Genomic DNA, 17,946 nt, shown 5'->3' with positions numbered 1-17,946 from the left:
CCGCTTGTGTGGGTTCCGCGGCCATGGATCGGTCTCGATGTTCGTCCTAGCGTGGGCCAACGCAGAACGTCGATGGAACGAGAGGCCTCCGATGAGTGGATCGGCGACATCCCGGCGCGCACTGCTCGCCGGTGCCCTGCTGACCGCGGCCGCCGTCGTCACGGCGGGATGCGGCAGCCCGCAGGAGGCGGCGACCGGGGGAGACGCGCAGGCGCCGCTGAGCGTGGGGATCGTGTACTCGAAGAGCGGTCCGCTGGCCAGCTACGGGCAGCAGTACGTGGAGGGCTTCCAGGCCGGCCTCGCGTACGCCACCGGCGGCACCGGCAAGGTCGGCGGCCGCGACGTCTCGGTCACCTACGCCGACGACGCCGGCGACCCGGTGAAGGCCGTGGCGGCGGCCAAGGACCTGATCGGCAAGGGGACCAAGGTGCTCGCCGGCTCGACCGCCTCCGGCGTCGCGCTCCAGGTGGCGCCGCTGGCGGCGACCAACAAGGTGTTGTTCGTGTCCGGGCCCGCGGCGGCCGACGCGATCACCGGCCTCAACCGGTACACGTTCCGCTCCGGCCGGCAGTCCTTCCAGGACGTCCAGACGGCCAGGAAGTACCTCGGCGCCGGCCGCAAGGTTCTCGTGTTCGCGCCGGACTCCGCCTTCGGCAAGTCGAACGTCGCCGCCGTCAAGGCAGTCCTCGGCGGCGCCGGCGCGACCGTGAGCGACATCGCCGTGCCCGCCACCGCCACCGACTTCACGCCGTTCGCCGGCCAGATCAAGGCGGCGGCGCCCGACCTCGTCTTCGTCGCCTGGGCCGGCAGCACGGCCAGCGCCATGTGGCAGGCGCTGGACCAGCAGGGCGTGCTGTCCTCGACGACCGTGGTCACCGGACTCGACATCCGGGCCACCTGGCCGGCCTTCGGCGCGGCCGGGGCGAAGCTGAACCTGCTCGCCCACTACTTCGACGGGGCCACGGACAACGCCGCCGAGCAGGCGCTGGCCAAGGCGGTGCCGGGCGGCCGGACGGACCTGTTCCACCCGGACGGCTTCGCCGCCGCCCAGATGATCGTGCACGCGCTCGAGGCCGGCGGGGGAGACGTGGAAAAGATGATCACCTCGCTGGAGGGGTACAGCTTCGAATCCGTCAAGGGCAAGCTGACTGTGCGCGCCGGGGACCATGCCCTGCTGCAGCCGATGTTCCAGGCCAAGCTCACCGGCAGCGGCGACGCGATGACGGCCACCTCGGTCGCCACGGTCAGCGACGCCGACACCGCGCCGCCCGCGGCGGCCATGAAGGGCTGACCCGGTGACCGGACCGGCCATGACCCGCGGGCACACGGCGTCCCCGCCCACCGGCGAGCCCGCCGCGCTGCTCGTCGACCGGGTGTCCTGGCAGATCGGCGGCGTACGGATCGTCGACGACGTCACGCTGCAGGTCGCCGCGGGGGAGTTCCTGGCGCTCATCGGCCCCAACGGGGCGGGCAAGACGTCGTTGTTCAATCTGGTCAGCGGGCTGACCCGGCCCACCTCGGGCCGGGTCGTGCTCGGCGGCGCCGACGTCACCCGGGCCAAGCCGCACCAGCGGGCGCGCCGCGGTCTGGGACGCACCTTCCAGACCTCGGCCGTCTTCGGATCGCTGAGCGTGGCCGAGAACGTCGCGCTGGCCCTGCACGCCCGGCGGGGCAGCGCCGCCCGGCCGTGGGGCCGGCGGGCGGACCGGGAGGTCACCGCCGATGCCGGACGCATCCTCGCCGAGGTCGGCCTCGACAGCCGAGCGGGACAGACGGCCGCCTCGCTCGCGCACGGCGACAAGCGGAAGCTGGAGATCGCCCTGGTGCTCGCCGGCTCACCCCGCCTGCTGCTGCTCGACGAGCCGATGGCCGGGGTGAGCGCCGAGGACGTGCCGGGGCTGGCCGCGGTCATCAAGGGACTCACCGCGGGCGGCGACCGCAGCGTGCTCATGGTCGAGCACCACATGGACGTGGTGCTCGAGCTCGCCGACCGGGTCGCCGTGCTGCACCACGGCGCCCTGCTCGCCTGCGACACGCCGGCGGTGGTCATGGCCGACGCCGGCGTGCAGGAGGCCTACCTCGGGGAGCCGTTGTGATCCTCCGCGTCCGCGACCTGTCGGCACACCTGGGCGGCTCGCACATCCTGCAGGGGGTGACCTTCGACGTCGCCCCGGTCGGCGTGACCGCGCTGCTGGGCCGCAACGGCGCGGGAAAGACCACGACGTTGCGGGCGGTGCTCGGCGAGGTCCCCGCCGGAGGCTCGGTCGAGTTCGGCGGCGAACAGGTCCTCGGCCGGCGCACGCACCGGCTGGTCCGGGCCGGCCTCGCGTACGTGCCGGAGGACCGGTGCGTGTTCGCCGGCCTCACCGTCGCCGAGAACCTGCGCCTCGCGGTCCGTACTGCAGACCCCGACTACGCCACGGTGTACGACCTGTTCCCGGAACTGCGGCAACGCTCCGGCCAACGGGCCGGCACCCTGTCCGGCGGGCAGCAGCAGATGGTCGCGCTGGCCCGGGTCCTGCTCAACCGCAACCGGCTCCTGCTCGTCGACGAACCCACCAAAGGCCTGGCGCCCGCGGTCGTCACCGCGGTCGCCTCCGTGCTCGCCAGGGTCGCCGAGCGGGTGCCGATCCTGCTGGTCGAGCAGAACCTCGCCGTCGTGCGCCGGCTCGCCACCGAGGCGGTGGTGCTCGCCGCCGGCCGGGTCGCCTGGACCGGCCCCGCCGGCGACCTGCTCGGCGACGCGGGCCGGACCAGGACGCTGCTCGGCGTCGGCACGACGACCCGGGGAGCCTGAATGGCCACAGTGACCCTCCTCCTGCTGACCGGCCTGGGACTGGCCGCCCTCTACTTCCTCATCGCGTCCGGCCTGTCGCTGGTGTTCGGGCTCGCCGGGGTCCTGAACTTCGCCCACGGGCTGTTCCTGTCGGTGGGCGCGTACGCGACCTGGTGGGCGGCGCCGCGCTGGGGGCTCGCCGCCGCCGTGGCGGTGGGCGTCGCCGCCGGCGCGGTCACCGGAGCGCTCGTCGAGGTGGTGCTCATCCGCCCGCTCTACCGCCGCCCCACCGAGCAGGTGCTCGTCACCGTCGGACTGTCCCTGGCCGGGGTGGCCCTGCTGCAGTCCGTGTGGGGAGCCGATCCCCGGTCCTACCCGCGGCCCGCCTGGGCCTCGCGGGTCACCTCGGTGGGCGACGCTCAGGTGCCCGACGACCGGTTCCTGCTGATCGGCACCGCGCTGGTCGTTCTCCTCGCCCTGCTGGCCTTTCTGCGCTGGACCCGCTACGGGCTCATCATCCGGGCCGGGGTGGAGAACCGGGCCATGGTCAGCGCCCTCGGCATCGACGTCCGTCGCGCGTTCACGCTGGTCTTCGCCCTCGGTGGCGCGCTGGCCGGCACGGCGGGGATCCTCGGCGGCATGTACTTCGGCTCGGTGTCGCCGGGCCAGGGCGGCTCGCTGTTGATCTTCGCGTTCATCGTGGTCGTCATCGGCGGGCTCGGGTCGGTCACCGGATCGGCGGTGGCCGCCGTCGCGGTCGGACTGCTCCAGCAGTTCGTCAACTACTACGGCGCCGCCGGAGCCGGGGACGTCGCCGTGGTCGCCCTGCTCGCGGTGGTCCTGCTCCTGCGCCCGTCCGGCCTCGCGAGAACGGCGGCACCGGCATGACGAGACTCCTCAGACGCGCGCTGCCCGCGCTCGTGCTCCTGGCGCTGGTCGCCCTGCCGTACTCCACCGTCGGGGTGCCCGTCCTGTTCGACGGGGCGCTCAACGCTCCCGGCACCCTGCAGATGCTGGCGATCTGCCTCGTCTTCGGGGGCCTCGCGCTCGGCTACGACCTGCTCTTCGGCCGGACCGGCCTGCTGTCGTTCGGCCACGCCCTCTACATAGCCGCCGGCGCGTACGGCACGGGCATCCTGGTCACCCACGCGCGGTGGCCGCTGTGGGCGGCGGTCGCCGTCACGGTGCTTGCCACGGCCGCCTTGGCGGCGCTGCTCGGTGCTGTCGCCCTGCGGACGACCGGGATCGCGTTCGCCATGGTGACGCTGGCCTTCGCCCAGGTCGCCTGGATCGTCGTCGGCCGCGACCCGGGCGGGCTGACCGGCGGGGAGGAGGGCCTGCCGCTGGACGCCGCCGGGCTGCCCGCGGCGCTGGTCGGCGTGGCCAACACCGCCGACCTGTACTGGCTGGCGCTCGCGTTCCTGCTCGTCGTGGTCGTCGTGGTGCACGGCATCGACCGGGCGCCGCTGGGCCGGGTGCTGACCGGCCTGCGCGACGACGAACGCCGCGTGGCGGTGCTCGGACTCTCGCCGTACCGCCTGAAGCTGGGCACCTTCGTGCTGGCCGGCGCGCTGGCCGCGCTCGGCGGGGCGGTCCACGTGCTGATCGTGGGCGGGGCGTCGCCGCACCTCGCCTCGGCGGACCTGACCCTGTCGCTGATCGTCATGACGGTGCTCGGCGGCGCGGGCACCCGCTGGGGCGCAGTGGTGGGCGGGGTGGCGTACGCGTACCTCGATCAGCGGCTCACCCAGGTCGGCGGTGGCCTGCCCGGCCCGTTGGGGCAGCCGCTGTTCATCCTCGGTGCCCTGTTCGTCCTGGCGGTGTACTTCGCCCCCGCCGGCCTGACCGGCATCGCCCGGCTCGTCCGCCGGACGGCGTGACCCCGCCTTTCGCGCCGGGCTCGTTCCGGCCTCGGACACGAGGCCGGCTCGATCTCGAGGTCGCCGAACGGTGAGCCCCTCGTCGCTCGGAGCCGCTAATGACGCCGTGGGCCGCGCCGCTCGGTACGTGCCTTCCCGGACCTGCGCGGCCGCGCCGGCGGGTCGGATGGGGCGTCGACCGCGCCGGGACTGGAGAACATTATCGGAGCAACCGTGGGGCGTACGGGCTCCGGCGGTGGCCAGGACGACGCCACGATCATGGTTCCGGTGACCGACGCGGAGGGTGCGACGACGTCGAGCATCTGCTGCGCCTGTCCGGCGTCGATGCCCCGGCTCGGATCGATGCGCACGCCTGCTGCATCGGCCACATCCTCGACATCGTGGCTGGTGACCGGTGCGGCGACGAGATCGCTGAGCCGTCGGGCCAATTCCTGCACGCTGATCATGCGCTGCGTTCCTTTACTGCTGATGACGTGACAGAGCCAACACCGCCGCCGGTTCGCTCCAGAACCTCTGCACAGGCTAGGCGTGCAGGCCCGCCGCGCGCTGATGGGATGCACGGCGGAGCAGCGGAGAAGTCGATAGAGGCCGCTGCGGAGGCCGTCGGGCGCGTTCGGCAGCGCTTCTGGGCCGGCATGGTGACCATCGCCGTCCGGAACCGGGCGGTCATTTCCTACCCTACTGGTCATTCGACGCCGCGTGGTAGGGGGGTCCGGACCGGTCAGGTCGCCGGGCGTCAGAGGACTTCGCCGAGGAAGGATCGCAGATGGTGACCGATCTCCGTGCCGTGCGTCTCGAGCGCGAAGTGGCCGGCATCGAGCAGGTGAATCTCGCCGTCCGGAAGGTCCCGCCGGAACGCCTCGGCACCCGCGGCACCGAAGATCTCATCATTTCTGCCCCAGGTGACCAGCAACGGCGGCTGGTGCATGCGGAAGTACTCCTGGAACGCGGGATAGGCGTCGAGGTTGAACTGATAGTCCCAGAAGAGCTGTAGCTGGATCGCATCATTGCCGGGCCGGTCCAGGGCCGCCTGGTCGAGCAGCCAGGTCTCCGGCGCTATCCGGTCGAGGCGTTCGACCGGGACGCCATGCGTGTATTGCCAGAACGTGGTTTCCTTGGTCAGGTATCTGCGGACGCTGGCCTCATTGGCCGGGCGGTCCTTCGCGTGTGCGAACAACCTGTCCCAGAACGGTGTGAAGCCCTCGACGTAGGCGTTGCCGCTCTGGCTGATCAGGGCGGTGATCCGGTGTGGGTGGCGACTGGCGATCCGCAGACCGATCGGTGCTCCGTAGTCGTGGATGTAGACGGCGAAGCGCTCCAGGCCGAGCTGATCGATGAACGCGTCGGTGACCTCTGCGAGAGAGTCGAAGCTGTACGTGAATTCGGTGACGGACGGCATCGATGACCGGCCGAAACCGATGTGGTCAGGGGCGATCAAATGGTATTCGTCCGCCAGGGAGGAGATCAGGTTGCGGAACATGTGTGAGCTGGTGGGAAAGCCGTGCAGAAGCAGGAGAGTCGGTTGTGACGGGTCGCCGGCCTCCCGGTAGAAGACCTCCAGGCCGTTCACACTCGCCGTCCTGTAATGAGTGCCGAAGGGGCTCATTGCTCTTCCTCCTGGTTCATGGCGGCTACTCGTTGATGCCCACGGCTGCGGCGGAGATCGCCCAGATGCGTTCGGCGTTTTCCGGGTTCAGGGAGTACGGCGCGACGCTGCGGTTGAGCTCGTCGACGTCGGCGGGTCGCTGGTCGGTGGGTACGGCTTCCTGGTTGTCGTTGAAGTACCGTCCGCTGATTCCTTCCAGCTGCGGCGAGGCTGCCAGCAGGACGGACGTCGAGGCGCCCTGCTCGGTGGTCTTCTGCAGTTCCACCGGGGTGGCGAGCTTGCCGCCGACATGGCGCTGCAACGGGGTCGCGATGGCACCGGGGTTGACCGCGTTCACCGTGATGCCGTCGTCGCGCCAGCGCGCGCCTGCCGCCACGGCGAACAGATTCACCGCCGTCTTCGATTGGGCGTACGCGAGCGTGGCGTCGTACGGGCGGAACTTGAAGTTGATGTCGTCGAAGACGACCGGCGAGAACAGGTGGGCGGACGAGCTGAGGCAGACGACCCGGGCCCCGCCTGCTGCAGCGAGGGCGGGATGCAGCCGCGTGGTCAAGGCGAAGTGACCGAGGTGGTTGGTCGCGAACTGGAACTCCCAACCCTGCGGGTCGGGTGTCAGCGACGGCAGTGCCATGACGCCTGCGTTGTTGATCAGCAGGTGCAGCGGCCCACGCCACTCGGCAGCGAATGCGGCGATCGACGCGTGGTGGGTCAGTTCCAGCTGCCGGACCTCGACGCCGCGACCGATGTCCTCGGCCACCTGGCGGCCGCGCTCGGTGTCGCGGACAGCCAGGGTGACCGCTGCGCCCCGGCGAGCCAGCGTGCGGACCGTCTCGACGCCGATGCCGGAGGCCCCGCCGGTGACGACGGCCCGCTTGCCGGTGAGGTCGATGCCCGCAGAGACCTCGTCAGCCGTCGACCTGGCCCCGTACGGCGTGGTGATACGCATGTCTTCTCCTGGCGGAAGGGGAATCCGGCGGCTGGGACAATCCTCAATCCGTGGTGGATCCCGCGGCCCGTGCCAGATCGCCGGCGTCGGCGGAGGCGACGTGCTGGTCACGGATGGCAGGTAGGAGGCGTTGGCGAGGCGCCGGACGGTGCGGACGCCCAGCGCCGCGACCGCGAGGGTGAGCACCGCGAGGAGCGCCATGGCCCAAGCGGTCCGGTCCGGGACCTGCTCGGCGCCCAGCCAGTTGACCGCCAGGGAGAAGGCGGCCGCGTACGAGAACGAGTAGGCCCACCAGCCGGGGCCGAACGGAACTTGCCGATAGACCGGGAACAATCGCAGCTGGACCAGGGCCATCAGGGCGGCGTAGCCGGCCAGCCCCGCGGCGACCGCATCGATGCGCCCGCCGTTGACGAGGAACCACGCGTTGCCCGCCACCACCGGAGGTGCCATCTCGATCGCGATCGTCGGACGCAGTGCCGACGACAGGGCGGGCGCGGTGAACAGGCGTACCAGGATGATGGAGCCCAGAATGAGCCAAGAGATGGTGCCGTAGCCGAACATCACCATGGCCAGGGTGTCGTAGCCGAACACCGCGCAGCCGCCGGCGGCGATCAGGCCGCCGGCGACCGTCGGCAGCAGGTATCCGGGGTGCCATTGTGCGAGCTGGAGATCGGCGACGATCCATTGACCGGAGAACCAGCTGCCGGCCGCCACGGTCAGCACCAGGGCAACCACGAAGACGGCTTCACCGGCGGCCCTGGCGTGGCCGCCGAGGGCGATGCCGAGCAGCATCGGCACGATCACGATGAGAGCGGTGAACGGCGCGAAAGCGGGGTCGCTCACCTCTGTCCGCAGCCGGCCACCACGGATGACGTTGTCGGCGTACCAGATCAGGGTGGCCAGCCAGACAACCGCCGCAATGATCCACAGGGTGTCGGCCGGCCACCGCGGTGTCCCGGCGACGGCATGTCCGGTCGACCAGGCCTGGGCGAGACCACAGACACCGAAGGACGTCCCGAACGTGTTGGGGGTCACCCGGTATGCGGGCTTGCGGGTCGGCCTCACTGTGTCCAGCCTTTCGGGAGAGGCGATGCCGGCGTGGTGCGCGCTCACGATGGGACCTCGCTGTCCCGGTCGGTCAGCGGATGAACTCGAGCAGCTCCGCGTTGAACTTCTCCCTTTCGTCCACGTAGACGGCGTGGCCGGCGGTGTCGAACGTGACCAGTCGTGCGTCACGGATGCCCGCCGCCAACGCCCGGCCGTGATCCAGGGGCACGATCTTGTCGTTGATGGCGTGGAACACCCGCGTCGGCACTCTCACCCGGGCCATGTCCGGGGTCAGATCGTCGTCGCGCAGGGCGATCAGACCGGCCCGGCTGGCCTGCAGCGAAGCCTGATCGAGGCATTGCCGTTCGAAGAACTGCAGGAAGGGGTCCGAGGCGATGTCGGTGTGGGTGGAGAAGAAGTTCGCCGTCAGGCCCCGGATCGTGGCCGCCCGGTCGGTGGCGTAACCGGAGATCAGGCCGGCGATCCCCGCGGCGAGGTCGGCGGATTTCGGGCCGTACACGTACCGGGGCGCCGAGGCCTCGGCCAGCACCAGCTTGCCCACGCGGCTGCCGAAACGTGCCGCATGGCGAAGCGCGATCGCGCCGCCCATCGAGTGCCCGACGAGCGTGACGTCCCGCAGCGACAACGCCTCGAGCACCTTGAGGATGTCGCGTGCCCAGACGTCGTAGGTGTACGGGCCGTACGGGGCGTCGGACAGCCCGAAGCCGCGCAGATCCAGGCCGATGGCCCGGTATCCGTGGTCGGCGAGGAAGAGATAGTTGTACTCGAAGGTCGTGGAAGCCAGCGGCCAGCCGGGAACGAACACGACCGTGCCACGGCGGCCGCCGTTCAGGTCGGAGACGTTGACCTCCACTCCCGGGGCCACCGGGATGCGGGTGCCGCCGGGGCCGCCCGAGGTGCGGGACGCGCCCTCCGCCGGCGACGCTCCCGTCCCGGCCACGGCTGCCGCCGTCAATGCGGCTCCCGTTCCGGCGCTCAGCACCGCGCGGCGGGAGGCCCCACGCCGGCCCGCCGCGTTCTCGTCCGGTTCGCTCTGCTGGTTCATGGGTGTGCTGCCCTTCGTCGTGGTGGTGCGGTCCTCGCCAGGCGTCAGGCGTCGGCGAGGTCGCTGCTGGCGGCGGCGTCGAGGATGATGCGGGCGGTCTCGGCCGGATGCGAGATGCCGACCACGTGAGAGGCGCCCGCGATCTCGACCGTGCTGCGCGCCTTCGCCCGGGCTGCCATGATCCGATGGGCGCCGACGGGAATGTTGTGGTCGAGCTCGCCGAACAGGAACCAGCTGGGCACCGACTGCCACAGCGGCTGATCGCCCGACGGCTCGGCCAGGGCGCGGTCGGTGACCGGACGCTGGGTGATGGCCATCAAGCGGGCCTGCTCGGCAGGCAGATCCGCGGCGAACTGATGGTGGTACCTGTCCGGTGCGATGTAGGTGTCCGCGCCGCCGGCGGCCGACGGCACGGGTACGAGCGTCTCGGCGAGGGTCGACCCGGGTGCCAGCGCTGACGCGTCAGCGCAGCTCTCGCCCGGTTCGAGAGCGAAGCCGGCGATGTAGACGGCGCCGACGACGTGGCCCGGTTCCGCGGTGACGTTGGTGATGACCGCACCGCCGTAGGAGTGACCGGCCAGAAGCACCGGGCCGTCGACGGTGGCGACGAGCTCACTCAGGAGCGTCGCGTCCGTGGCGACGCTGCGGAGTGGGGTGGCGAAGGCGATCACCCGGTGTCCCGCAGTGGTCAGGGGTTCGAGTATGCCGTTCCAGCTGGACGACTCGGCGTAGGCGCCATGAACGAGAATCACCGTCGGTCTCATCGTGTGTCCCTTCCGGAAAGCCCGCCACGTCGACGGGCGATGCGAGGTTGGCGAGGTGCGCGGGCGGCAACTGTCGGGCCCCGCCGGCGGCGGGCGTCAAGGCACGAACGTGGCCAGGGGTTGTCCGACCTCGACGAGGTAGGTCGACAGCATCACCCCGGTGTCCGGGCCGAGGTCGGTGGCGTTGTGCGGGGTGCGAGGTGGGATCAGGAAGCCGTCACCCGGATGCAGGGTCAAGGTCGTCCGATCGCGGATCTCCATCCGGACCGTGCCGGCGACGATGTAGCCGACCTCCTCACCCGGGTGCACGTGCCAGCCGGACGAAACACCGGCGGGGATCTCGGTGCGCACCTGGACGATCTCCCGGCCGGGTACGGACGAGCTCCGGCGCAGGGTCTCGGTGCGCTTCAGGGTGGCGGCGAGCTCGTCCGCCTGGTCGACAGCGTCGGATGACATGGTGAAACCTCCTGAGGTCACGCGCTCGGAAAGGGTGCCGGCCGGCGTTCGAGAAAGGCGGACAGGACCTCCGCGGTCGCCTCCGGCTGGTCCTCGACGACGAAGTGGCTGGTAGGCATCGCGCGGCCGGTGACGTCCTGCGCCCAGGGCCGCCAGACGTCGAGCACGTCCCCGTAGAAGCGGGGCAGTGCTCCGTCCGCGCTCCACACCGCGAGCAGGGGGCAGCCGATTCTCCGGACGCCCCGGTCGGCGTCGTCGTGGCGGCGATCGACCGTCGCGCCGGCCCGGTAGTCCTCGCAGATGGCCCGCACGGTGCTCGGGTCGTCGAGCAGCGCACGATATCCGGCCATCAGCTCGGGCGGGTACCGGTGCGGTGCACGGCCGAGTCCCAGGGCGCGGACGTGGAAGTCGAAGAAGGCGGCCGGGTCGGCGGCGATGAGCCTCTCCGGCAGCGGCGCCGGTTGGGCGAGGAAGGCCCAATGCCAGTACCCGAGCGCCATCTGCGCGTCGGCGCGCGCCCACACCTCACCGGTGGGCACGACGTCGATGACGGCGGCGGCGCTGACGCGGTCAGGGTGGTCGAGAGCCATCCGGTACGCGACCCGTCCGCCCCGGTCGTGCCCGGCGACGGCGAACTGCTCGTGGCCGAGCAGGCTCATGGCCTGGACGAGGTCCGCGGCCAGCGCCCGCTTGGAGTGCGGCACGTGGTCGGCGGCCGGTGCCGGGCGGAAGGATCCCCCGTACCCGGGCAGATCCGCCGCGACGACGGTGAAGCGTTGCGCCAGCATGGGGGCGGCGGCGTGCCACATGGCATGGGTCTGCGGGTAGCCGTGCAGGAGCAGCAGTGGCGGTCCCTGCCCCGCCACCCGGGCGAAGATGGAGCCTCGGGCGGTCCGCAGGCCGTGCTGCACGAATCCGTCGAACATGACGTCGTCCTCTCACTTCGCGGCGAGCGCCGCGCGCCGGAAGTGGGCGGCCCGGTCGACGGACATCAGGACGCTCCGAGAAAGGCGAGGAGTTCGCGGTTGACCTCTTCGGCGTGGGTGAGAGACATCAGGTGCGGGCCGCCGTCGATCTCGACGTAGCGCGCGGCCGGCAGGGCCGCGTGCATGCGCCGTCCCTGACCCTCGATCGACAGGATCCGGTCCGCCGTGCCGTGCAGCACGAGCGCCGGGATGTCGATGCGCTCGAGGTCCTTGTGAAAGTCGTCCAGCCAGGTCACCGGGCACGCCCAGGTGGCTTCCGGGGACGCGTCGGCGCCGGCGTTCCACAGGTTGCGGACGGCTTCCTCGCTGACCCGCTTGCCGAGCAGCTCGTCGAGGTTCACCATGTCGCCGATCAGGCCGGTGAGCCAGGCCGGCCGGTCGTGCAGGATGGCCTGCTGCACACCGTCGACGCCGGCCCGGTCGACACCGTTCGGGTTCTCCTCGGACTTGCCGAACGAGGGGGCGAGGCTCTCGATGAACACGCAGGACCTGAGCCGCCCGGTGCCGTTGACGCCGATGTACCGGGCGACCTCGCCGGTGCCGAGGGACAGGCCGACCAACGTCACGTCGTGCAGGTCGAGCGAGGTGAGGACCTTGTCGAGGTCCGCGGCCAGCGTGTCGAAGTCGTAGCCGCCGGCCGGCCGGCTGGATCGCCCGAAGCCGCGCCGGTCGTAGGTGATCACCCGGTGACCCGCGGTCAGCAGCGTGTGCACCTGGGGCTCCCAGGAACGGCTGTCGAACGGCCAGCCGCTGATCAGAACGACGGCCGGTCCGCTGCCGTGGTCCTCGTAGTAGAGGTCGATCGATGTCGTGTTCTCCGCGCCGACGGTGATGGTGGACATGTGTGCTCCTCGGTCGTCCGGTCTGATCTCAACCTCGCAACCACCGGGCCGGCCGAACAGCCGGTGCACCGGAGAAAGGGTCCGGTCGTCCCGGAACAGGAATCCGGCTGGCCTGGTGATCTGCGTCGATTCGCTTCCCGGGCTCCGCCGGACCGTCGGCGGCCGCGACACCGGATCGGTGGCGGAAGGCAGTTTTCCGGCCAGCCCTACCGTCACCGTGGCGCTGCGCTGGGAGGATGAGCTGATGCAGGGCTCGATCCTCGTCGTCGACGACGACCCGTCCCTCCGCGGGCTGGTCGTGCGCATCCTGCGGAGCTGGGGGCACACCGAGGTCGGCGAGGCCGGCTCGGTCGCCGAGGCACTCGCTTACGCGAAGGTCAGGCATCCCGGCATCGTGCTCGTCGACATCGGCCTGCCGGACGGTGACGGCTTCTGCCTCACCCGGCAGCTGACGGAGCGGGTCGGGGCCACCCGCGTCGTGATCTTCTCCTCGGACGCCGACCCGTCGAACACGGTCGCCGCGGCGCGGGCCGGAGCGATCGGCTTCTTCCCGAAGGACGAATTGCTGAGCCCCGCCTTGCAGCACCTCATCGAGGAACGGGCCGATGAAGACCAATGACGCCGGGCGACCGCTGCGGGTAGCGATCGGCGAGGACGATGTGCTGCTCCGCGAGGGCGTCGCCCGCATCCTCACCGGCGCCGGGCTCGACGTCGTCGCCCAGTCCGGCGATGCCGACGACCTGCTGCAGCGCACGCTCGCGTACCGCCCCGACGTGGTCGTCGCCGACGTCAGGATGCCACCCCGGCGGGAGGACGACGGCTTGCGCGCCGCGATGGAGCTGCGCCGGCGGTCGCCGCAGATCGGCGTGCTGATCTTGTCTCAGTTCTGTGAGCCGGCCTACGTGATGGATCTCGTCGGTGATCGGCCCGAAGGCGTCGGGTACCTGCTGAAGGAACGGGTGGGCGACGTCGCGGCTTTCCTCGATGCCGTCACCCGTGTGGCAGCCGGTGGCAGCGCGCTCGATCCCGAGGTGGTCGTCCGGATGCTCGGCCGCCGGGCCAGAGAGGGCCCGCTGAAGCCGCTGACGCCGCGTGAGCTGGCGGTGCTCGCGGCGATGGCCGAGGGGATGTCCAACTCGGGAGTGGCGGAAAGCCTGCTCATCAGCCACGCCTCGGTCGAGAAACACGTGACGTCGATATTCCGCAAGCTGCGCATCGCCCCGACCGACGGCGAGCACCGGCGGGTTCAGGCCGTCCTGACCTACCTGCGTGCCGGCGACCGCGGGCGATGAGGCCCGGCGTCGCGCAGAGCCAGGCGGCCCTGCGGCGGGTGACGGCGATCGCGGCCGCGGGCGAACCGCCCGAGGCGGTCTTCCAGGCTGTCACCGCGGAGATCTCCGCACTGCTGGACGGCGCGCTCGTCGCACTGACGAGGTTCGAGGGTGATGGCACCGACTCCGTCATGGTGGCGCAGACCGGTGGTCACGTTCACGTCGGTGCACGGCAACACCTGGCGGGCGACGGAATCGCCCTCCGGCTGTGGAGGTCGGGCCGTGCCGAGCGTATCGACGACTACACCCGCGTCTCCGCACCGACCATGGCGACGGATCTGGGTGTACGGGCCGTCGTGGCCGTTCCGGTGACCGTGGACGGAAGTCTCTGGGGTGCTCTCAGCCTGAGCTCCACCACCGATCCGCTGCCGGCCGGCACCGAGGACCAGCTCGAGCTGTTCGCGGAGATCGTCGCGGCGGCCGTGGTGAGCGCAGCGGCTCGAGAAAGCTTTCACGCCCTGGCCGACGAGCAGGCCGCGTTGTTGCGTGTCGCGGCGCTGGTGGCACAGCGGGCGGGCGAGAACGAGATCTTCGAGGCCGTCGCCACGGAGGCGGCCGGGCTCATGCACGACGAGCCGACCACGTTGGTCCGGTACGAAGGCGGCCGTACGTTCACGGTGCTCGCTCACCGCAACGGGCGCGCTCCGGTCGGCACCCGGTACACGGTCCCGGTCGACGACGCCGGCACCTCGGCCGAGGTGTTGCGGACGCTGAGACCGGCCCGGCTGGATCGCTACGATCTGGTCGCTGAGCACAGTTACGCCTTCCGGAACTTCGAGTGCGGGTCGAGCGTCACGGTCCCGATCATGGTCAACGGGCGGCTGTGGGGTGCACTGGGCATCCTGAACGATGGCCGGCGGTTGCCGGCCGACACCGAGCAACGCCTCGGCAAGTTCGCGCAACTGGTGGCGTCGGCCCTGGCCAACGTCGAGGCACACGCCGAGCTCGAGCGGTTCGCCGCCCGGCAGTCCGCCCTGCGCCGGGTCGCCGAACTGGTCGCCCGCGGCGCCGACCTGGACGAGGTCTTCGGCGCCGTCGCCACGGAGGGGTCGAACATCCTGGGCGAACTGGCCGCGAACCTCTTCCGGTACGACGGCATTCACTGCACCGTGGTCGCCTCGTGCCGGAGTTCCGTGCCGGTCGGGTTCCGAACCCGCGCCGACGGTGACTCGGCCGGCGCTCGCCTGCGTCGAGCAGGGCGGCCGCTGCGGTTCTCGACGCTGGACGGGACCGATTCCGCCGGGAACGCCGGCGCTCTCGGCATCGCGGCGATGGTGGCCGTGCCCATCCTCGTGGAAGGGCGCCTGTGGGGCGGAGTGTCGACCACCACATCGGGGGAGCCGCCGCCGGCCGGCGCGGAGGAGCAGCTCACCGAGTTCGCCGAGCTCGCGGCGGCCGCCATCGCCAACGCCGAGAACAAGGAGAAGCTGCGGGCGTCGCGGGCGCGGGTGGTGGCGACGGCCGACGAGGTACGGCAGCGACTGCAGCGTGACGTGCACGACGGCGCCCAGCAGCGGCTCGTCCAGACGGTGCTGTTGCTGAAGCTCGGCCTGGACGCGGCCGGCCGGGGCGAGGACGTTGTCGCTCTCATGCGCGAGGCCCTCGTGAACGCGGAGCGCGCGACGGTGGAACTGCGCGACATCGTGCACGGCATCCTCCCGCTGGCACTGGCCCGCGGCGGCCTGCGCGCCGGGATCGACTCGCTGGTCACCGCGGCCGCAATTCCCGTCGACCTCGACCTCGCTCTGCGGCCTCTTCAGCGGTTGCCGGGTGATGTCGAGGTGACCGCCTACTTCGTGGTCGCCGAGGCGTTGACCAACGTCGTCAAGCACGCCGACGCGACCCGAGCCCGGGTGGCTGTCATCGGTGGCGCCGACCGGCTCGTGGTCGAGGTCACCGACGACGGCGCCGGGGGCGCCGACCCGCGCGGTGGCTCGGGTCTGACCGGCCTGGCCGACCGGGTCGACGCCCTGAACGGCACGATGACGCTGACGAGTCCCGCCGGCGGGGGCACGACGGTCCGGGTCAGCCTGCCTGTTCCGGGCTCGGATCCGGCGTGAGTCACGCGGTGGAGGCGGGCGGGTCGCCGATCGGCAGCGTCGCCTCGACGGTCGTGCCCTGCCCCGGCGGGCTGCTGATGCGCAGCTGACCGCCGCGCGCCTCGACACGGTCGGACAAGCCGGTGAGACCGGAACCCGCTCCGGCGCGGGCGCCGCCCACGCCGTCGTCGCCCACCACGATGCGGATCGCTCCGGCGTCGAGGCCGGCCCGGACCCAGGCGCGGCCGGCCTTCGAGTGTTTGACCACGTTGGTGAGCGCCTCGGCGACGATGAAGTATGCTGTGGTCTCGACGTCCACGGACAGGCGCGGCACCTCGACGGCGATGTCCACCGGCAGTGCCAGGTCATCCAGGAGCGACTCCAGGCCTCCACGAAGGCCGCCCCGGGCGAGCGCCGCCGGAAGGATCCCGCTGACGATCTCGCGAAGTTCGTCGGTGGCCCGCTGGGCGTGCTTGAGCGCGTCCTCGACGTAGTGAAGGCCGGCCGGCACGTCGCCTTGGACGAGAGACTGCCGCGCCAGCTTCAGGGTGATGAGCGTGTGGACGAGGCGTTGCTGGGCGCCGTCGTGCACATCGCGCTGCAGCCGCCGTCGTGTCTCGTCCGCCGTCGCCAGAACCCGTGCCCGGGAGGCGACGAGCTGAGCGCGGCCCGTCGCGTTGCCCACCGCGGTGCCGACCAGGTTGGCGATCCGCTGCAGCCGGTTCTCGCTGCCCCGGGCAAGTGGCCGGTCGGCCGAGGTGGCGGCGAGCATTCCCCAGACGTGGCCGTCCACGATGATCGGTGCGGCGACGCCGGCCGCGAGGTCGTGCTGCCGGGCGAATGCGGCGTTCGGTTCGACGCTGAAGTCGTCGACGCGCACAGCCCGCGCTGTCCGCCGGACGCGGTCCGGCAAGGTCGCCGGCGCGTACGCGATCCGGGTCCCGGGTGGCGCCGGCCCATCGCGCCGGCTGATCACTGTCATGGCCTCGCCCTCCTCGAATCGGGCCAGGGTCATCGGCCGGCCGTCCAGGAGTTTCTGCGCCTCGGCGGCGACGGCTGCGAACACCGCATCGGACGGTCCGCCGCGAGCCACCTGTTCGGCGACACGCAGCAGGGCCGCCTGTTCGTCGGCGAGCGCCTGGACCTCGGCCCGTGCCTGCGAACTGGTGATCGCCGTACCGGCCACCTCCGCGAAGCGCGACAGGGTCTCCTCGGTCTGCGGCGGAAGCGCACGACGCCCCGCCGCGACCAGTACTCCCCACAGCCGGTCCTCCGCCATGACCGGAGCCGCCGCGCTGGCTCGGTAGACGGCGGCCACGCGCGCCCACCCGCCGGACATGTCCGTCAGGTGGTCGACCCGGGCCGCCCGCCCGGTGCGCCAGACCTGCTGGGTAGCGCCGTCACCGCCGCCGTGGGCGCTCATCCCCACCACGAACCCGTCCGGCGGATGGTGGACCGCGACGACGTCGGTGGCTCCGTCCGGCCCGAAGCGCAACAGCGTCGTGAACGACACGCCGACCAGACCCGCCGCCTCGGTGACGACCGCTTCGAGCACCAGCTCGGGCGAGGCGTCCCGCGCCGCCAGCCTTGCCACCCGCCGCAGCGCCTCGGCCACCCGTTCGAGCTGCTCGCGGCCCTGGGCGTTGGCGATGGCGATGGCCAGCAGCTCGGCGAACGGGACGAGTTGCCGCTGCGTGCCCGGCGGCAGCGTCCCGCCGTCCGTCACACCGACGGCGATCACGCCCCACGCCTGCCCGTTGACGATCACCGGGGCGCCGGCCGACGACCGCGGGCCCCAGCCCAGCACCAGGTCGTCCGGGGCCCCCGCTGGGTCCCGGTGGTCCGTGATCTCGCCCGGTTGCCGGATCTGCTCCGTCAACCGGGCGAGGGTGCCGGATCCGGATGGACGCCGCACGCCGATGCGCCGGTATCCGGTGGACCCGGCCCACCGGCCGATCACCGTGACCGTGTCGTCCCCGTGCTCCTGCACCAGGACGGCCTCGGCCGCGACCAGCGAGCCGACCTCGGTCACCACTGCCTCGAACAGCTCCTCATGGGCGGGCCCGCGAGCCACCAGCGTCGCCACCCGCCGCAGCGCTGCCTGCTCGGCGGCTGAACGCCACGGATCCGATTCGTCTGCCATGGATACCCCCGGCTCATCATGCGCCCGGGTGCCGGTCCGGCTCCAGCGTCGACCGGCCGCACCG

General features: G+C 71.6%; 17 protein-coding genes. 8 read left to right on the top strand and 9 right to left on the bottom strand.

Annotated elements, in window-relative coordinates; genetic code table 11:
* The first annotated feature begins 91 nt into the window (after positions 1–91).
* From ACSNN8_RS33505 to ACSNN8_RS33485, 5 genes are read left to right on the top strand one after another with little or no spacing between them, the layout of a single operon-like run.
* Positions 92–1,291, top strand: coding sequence for a substrate-binding domain-containing protein (locus ACSNN8_RS33505; protein WP_436654066.1), 1,200 nt, complete (start codon positions 92–94; stop codon positions 1,289–1,291).
* Positions 1,292–1,310: 19 nt separating this feature from the next.
* The gene (locus tag ACSNN8_RS33500) at positions 1,311–2,096 is read left to right on the top strand and encodes an ABC transporter ATP-binding protein (RefSeq protein WP_436655500.1); all 786 of its coding nucleotides are present in this window, start codon (positions 1,311–1,313) and stop codon (positions 2,094–2,096) included.
* The gene (locus tag ACSNN8_RS33495) at positions 2,093–2,797 is read left to right on the top strand and encodes an ABC transporter ATP-binding protein (RefSeq protein ID WP_436654065.1); all 705 of its coding nucleotides are present in this window, start codon (positions 2,093–2,095) and stop codon (positions 2,795–2,797) included. The genes ACSNN8_RS33500 and ACSNN8_RS33495 overlap by 4 nt, the downstream gene beginning before the upstream one ends.
* Entirely contained in the window at positions 2,798–3,664 is an 867-nt protein-coding gene (locus tag ACSNN8_RS33490) for a branched-chain amino acid ABC transporter permease (RefSeq protein ID WP_436654063.1), read from the top strand.
* Positions 3,661–4,656, top strand: coding sequence for a branched-chain amino acid ABC transporter permease (locus ACSNN8_RS33485; RefSeq protein WP_436654062.1), 996 nt, complete (start codon positions 3,661–3,663; stop codon positions 4,654–4,656). Before ACSNN8_RS33490 ends, ACSNN8_RS33485 begins: the two co-directional genes overlap by 4 nt.
* A gap of 95 nt (positions 4,657–4,751) precedes the next feature.
* Here the strand turns inward: ACSNN8_RS33485 and ACSNN8_RS33480 are convergent, their stop codons facing one another.
* The 8 genes from ACSNN8_RS33480 to ACSNN8_RS33445 form a co-directional block, all read right to left on the bottom strand.
* Positions 4,752–5,102, bottom strand: coding sequence for a hypothetical protein (locus tag ACSNN8_RS33480; protein ID WP_436654060.1), 351 nt, complete (start codon positions 5,100–5,102; stop codon positions 4,752–4,754).
* 290 nt (positions 5,103–5,392) lie between these two features.
* Positions 5,393–6,226 carry an alpha/beta fold hydrolase gene (locus ACSNN8_RS33475; protein WP_436654058.1) on the bottom strand — a complete coding sequence of 278 codons (834 nt, stop codon included), beginning with the start codon at positions 6,224–6,226 and terminating at the stop codon, positions 5,393–5,395.
* Positions 6,227–6,287: 61 nt separating this feature from the next.
* Complete coding sequence (locus tag ACSNN8_RS33470) at positions 6,288–8,243, bottom strand: SDR family NAD(P)-dependent oxidoreductase (protein ID WP_436655498.1); 1,956 nt, start codon at positions 8,241–8,243, stop codon at positions 6,288–6,290.
* Between the two features lie 103 nt (positions 8,244–8,346).
* Positions 8,347–9,321, bottom strand: a complete 975-nt coding sequence (locus tag ACSNN8_RS33465) for an alpha/beta fold hydrolase (protein WP_436654057.1) — start codon at positions 9,319–9,321, stop codon at positions 8,347–8,349.
* A 44-nt stretch (positions 9,322–9,365) separates the two neighbouring features.
* Positions 9,366–10,085, bottom strand: a complete 720-nt coding sequence (locus tag ACSNN8_RS33460) for an alpha/beta fold hydrolase (RefSeq protein WP_436654055.1) — start codon at positions 10,083–10,085, stop codon at positions 9,366–9,368.
* 96 nt (positions 10,086–10,181) lie between these two features.
* The gene (locus ACSNN8_RS33455; protein WP_436654053.1) at positions 10,182–10,541 is read right to left on the bottom strand and encodes a cupin domain-containing protein; all 360 of its coding nucleotides are present in this window, start codon (positions 10,539–10,541) and stop codon (positions 10,182–10,184) included.
* Between the two features lie 17 nt (positions 10,542–10,558).
* A complete protein-coding gene (locus ACSNN8_RS33450) occupies positions 10,559–11,467 on the bottom strand; it encodes an alpha/beta fold hydrolase (protein WP_436654051.1) in 909 nt (302 codons plus the stop codon).
* Positions 11,468–11,532: 65 nt separating this feature from the next.
* On the bottom strand, positions 11,533–12,369 hold the full coding sequence (locus ACSNN8_RS33445) for an alpha/beta fold hydrolase (RefSeq protein ID WP_436654050.1): 837 nt from the start codon (positions 12,367–12,369) through the stop codon (positions 11,533–11,535).
* Here ACSNN8_RS33445 and ACSNN8_RS33440 point away from each other — a divergent pair.
* The 3 genes from ACSNN8_RS33440 to ACSNN8_RS33430 are packed head-to-tail and all read left to right on the top strand — an operon-like array spanning position 12,338 to position 15,760.
* Positions 12,338–12,988 (top strand): response regulator, encoded by a 651-nt coding sequence (locus tag ACSNN8_RS33440; protein ID WP_436654049.1) that lies wholly within the window; start codon positions 12,338–12,340, stop codon positions 12,986–12,988. The two genes, ACSNN8_RS33445 and ACSNN8_RS33440, sit on opposite strands and share 32 nt — an antisense overlap.
* Complete coding sequence (locus tag ACSNN8_RS33435; RefSeq protein ID WP_436654047.1) at positions 12,975–13,661, top strand: response regulator transcription factor; 687 nt, start codon at positions 12,975–12,977, stop codon at positions 13,659–13,661. The genes ACSNN8_RS33440 and ACSNN8_RS33435 overlap by 14 nt, the downstream gene beginning before the upstream one ends.
* Positions 13,658–15,760: a GAF domain-containing protein gene (locus ACSNN8_RS33430; RefSeq protein WP_436654045.1), complete on the top strand. Its 2,103-nt coding sequence runs from the start codon at positions 13,658–13,660 to the stop codon at positions 15,758–15,760. The genes ACSNN8_RS33435 and ACSNN8_RS33430 overlap by 4 nt, the downstream gene beginning before the upstream one ends.
* Position 15,761: 1 nt before the next feature.
* On the opposite strand, the gene ACSNN8_RS33425 is transcribed toward ACSNN8_RS33430, so the two are convergent.
* The gene (locus tag ACSNN8_RS33425; protein ID WP_436654043.1) at positions 15,762–17,882 is read right to left on the bottom strand and encodes a GAF domain-containing sensor histidine kinase; all 2,121 of its coding nucleotides are present in this window, start codon (positions 17,880–17,882) and stop codon (positions 15,762–15,764) included.
* Between the last annotated feature and the right edge of the window lie 64 nt (positions 17,883–17,946).

The organism is Actinoplanes sp. URMC 104, assembly GCF_051386375.1.
In the GTDB taxonomy this organism is placed as follows: Bacteria; Actinomycetota; Actinomycetes; order Mycobacteriales; family Micromonosporaceae; genus Actinoplanes.
The sequence above is the reverse complement of the archived record's forward strand: the minus strand, read 5'-3'. Positions and strand labels throughout refer to the sequence as shown.